The following is a 3,114-nucleotide window of genomic DNA, read 5'->3' as shown; positions in this document are numbered from 1 at the left end:
CCACTCCCCACTCCCCATTTAAGCAAAGGTAGAAAATCCTAAATCTGGGGGAACATCCTGAAGCCTTCCGCTACCCACAGCTTGAATTGCTTCCTTTAGAGAAACATTTCCAGTATATAAGGCTTTCCCAACAATGACTCCTGTAACTCCCAAAGGTTCCAATGCTAACAAACTTAACAAATCAGTAATCGAACTAATACCACCAGATGCAATAATGGGAATAGAAATGCTACTCGCAAGTTCCCGCAGAGCATCTCGATTAGGTCCAGCAAGCGTACCATCCCGGTGAATATCCGTATAAATAATAGCTGCTACTCCCAACTTAGCCATTTGTTGAGCGAGATCTGTAGCTGCAACATCTGATGTTTCCACCCAACCGCGAGTAGCAACCCGTCCATTCCGAGCATCAATTCCCACTATAATTTTCCCGGCAAATTCAGCACACAACTGTTCCACTAATGGATAATTTTCTACAGCCGCTGTGCCTAAAATAACTTGGCGAACACCAATATCTAAGAGTTGAGCAACACCAGTGCGATCGCGCAATCCCCCTCCCACTTGCACAGGTATCCTAATCGCCCGGACAATTGTTTCAATAGTTTTGGTATTGACAGGATGACCAACTTTTGCTCCATCTAAGTCAACAAGATGGAGTCGTGTTGCTCCTTGCTCAACCCATTGTAGTGCCACATCAACCGGGTTTTCGCTAAAGACTTCCGAAAGGGAATAGTCTCCCTGATACAATCGCACACAGCGACCTTCAAGTAAATCAATTGCCGGAATCACTTCCATCGTTTATTATCCTAATTTACACTTATTGAGTTGACAAAGAACCAGTGTCTACTTCCGTGAGACAGGTTTAGGATTAAGATTAACATACATTAATGCCCTAGTAATTGCTAATTGCTAATTCCCCGATAGGGCATCCGCTGTTCCATTCCCCATTTTCCATTTTCCATGAATAACTTTTTATTTTCTATTTTTAGACTAGGTAAAGTTCAATCCCCCAAAGTTCCCGGCTACTTTGTTGTCAGTAATGCCCCCATTAACGTAGAAGGAGATAATTTCGCATCTTCTGGAGAACAAATACCAGGAACAGAACCATACCAAGAAAAGACTATAGATGAAATTGCTACATCACTTTACCAGAAAGTAGATCAATTTGTTAATAACAAATTAGATTATATAGAACTTGTCATATCGATTCATGGGTTTAGTAATAGTAAAGCCGCATCAATCAAACGTTTTGAAGAAATTCATAACTATATTGATCGTGATAGCGAACAATTACCACCGGATCTGGGAAACAACTTAATGTATATCGGCTATCGCTGGCCGTCGGAACCTCTAAATGGTAGTAATGGAGACTTATTAAAAGATAAACTCATCCCAGCTTTCACAGCATTACCACTTTTGCAAAGAGGTATTTTCCTCATGGGTATAGTAGCAGTTATCCTCTTATTACTGCCCCAGAGCTACCCTTTTTTCTTCAATAGTCTATTTGGTTGGATGGGATGGATAATTTTAGTAACTTTTTTGACTTTATTTCTATGTATTTTAACCTTTGTCTTATTAAGATTATCCGGTTACTTTCGAGATACTTATCGTGCCACTCATTTTGGCGTTCCTGATTTGGTAGAATTCATCCGTCAGTTAGATCGAGCCATAGTCAGTAAAGCGATCGCAAAAGACATCGCACAAGTTAGATCCTCTCTCGAACAATTGACAACCCTACTCAGCCAAAAAGTTAAACTTCACCTACAAACATCAAATGAGCTAGACATTATTTGTGCGAGAGTAGTTCAAGATTACTGCAAAGAGCGTACTGTAGATCTGAGGAAATTCCCCAGATCGCAAATAGAAATAGCCACTATAGCAACTAAAATTATCGAACTAGAAACTGATGTCCAATTTATTGAGTTAAGAGACGGAGTAATTGCCTTTTTAGAAACCCAATCTAAAAACTACTGGCAGTATAAAAACCGCATCAAACTGAGCTTTATCGGTCATAGTATGGGTGGATATCTCCTTGCCGATGTCATTCGAATATTATCAGATGTTTTCGATAGCAGATCCATCGGAACCCTGGGATTAACTAATAAATTACCCAGCCCTAAAATTGGTCGAGTCTTCCGATTGGGAAGACTCGTGCTAATCGCGCCAGATATTCCCATCAATACTATTTTATCAGGGAGAGCTAATGTCCTTCAATCCGCACTCCGTCGCTTTGAAGAAACCTATCTCTTTAGTAATGAAGGAGATTTAGCCTTAAGACTTGCTTCTAGTTTCGCTAACTATTTTTCCTTTCCTGCACGCCGTCGTGCCAGTGGTTACCGTCTCGGTAATCTTGCCATCAGAGATACAGAAAAATATGGGATTGTCAACCTAGACAAAGTGAAGAAAAAACCGCCTTATTCTTTTTCCTTAGATCATCTATTTGTTGATTCGTTTAATCTGTCCCAATCACTGAAAGAAATGCAAGCAGAATTCTACATAAGTCAAATAGGAAATCGAGAAAAAGTTTACAGTTTATTTACTTATTTTGACTGTACTGACTACACCGATTTAGGTCAAAACTCTAACTCAACGCCATATCGATTGCTAACAATAGCAAGAGGGAAATGGGAACCTCAGTTACTCTATTACCTCCGTCTAATCCTTGCTAATGCTTTCGGGGGCAAGGATACTCACGGCGGTTACTTTCAGGGAGAATTTTGTCAAGCTCTCATGTACAGATTGGCATTTTTTGGCTTCGGTGGATTTCTCGATTCATTAATTCCAGAAGCTTTAACTACTCCAGTTAACCAAACCAAGTTGACTGAATTAGAGGAAGCAATTAATCAGTGTGAAAGGCAATGTTTAACCATCAGACAACATGCTAACTCAGAAGTACAAGAGCAATTAAAGAGATTAGAAGAAGAACTTATAGAATTAAGAAACCAGCAGAAAATACTGATGCGTCAGTCTGCTTTATTTTATCTATCGGAAAAATGTCAAAATAAAAAAATTCAGGTGATTCTCTCATCAGAAAGATATGCTGTAGATATTTTAGGACGCGATCGCAAAAAAGTCCGCTGGGAAATGCTTAATTAAGAGGGAGTAGGGAGTGGGGAG

2 protein-coding genes are annotated in these 3,114 nt (G+C 39.7%); one reads left to right on the top strand and one right to left on the bottom strand.

The window, feature by feature from the left end; translation table 11 throughout:
* Positions 1-18 precede the first annotated feature (18 nt).
* On the bottom strand, positions 19-792 hold the full coding sequence (hisA, locus tag NJ959_RS27670) for a 1-(5-phosphoribosyl)-5-[(5-phosphoribosylamino)methylideneamino]imidazole-4-carboxamide isomerase (RefSeq protein ID WP_254014981.1): 774 nt from the start codon (positions 790-792) through the stop codon (positions 19-21).
* A 165-nt stretch (positions 793-957) separates the two neighbouring features.
* Here hisA and NJ959_RS27665 point away from each other — a divergent pair, with 165 nt between their 5' ends.
* The gene (locus NJ959_RS27665) at positions 958-3,093 is read left to right on the top strand and encodes an alpha/beta hydrolase (protein WP_254014980.1); all 2,136 of its coding nucleotides are present in this window, start codon (positions 958-960) and stop codon (positions 3,091-3,093) included.
* The last annotated feature ends 21 nt before the right edge of the window (positions 3,094-3,114 follow it).

Origin of the sequence: Limnofasciculus baicalensis BBK-W-15, from assembly GCF_024178385.1 — a bacterium.
Taxonomy (GTDB): Bacteria; Cyanobacteriota; Cyanobacteriia; order Cyanobacteriales; family Coleofasciculaceae; genus Limnofasciculus; species Limnofasciculus baicalensis.
The sequence above is the reverse complement of the archived record's forward strand: the minus strand, read 5'-3'. Positions and strand labels throughout refer to the sequence as shown.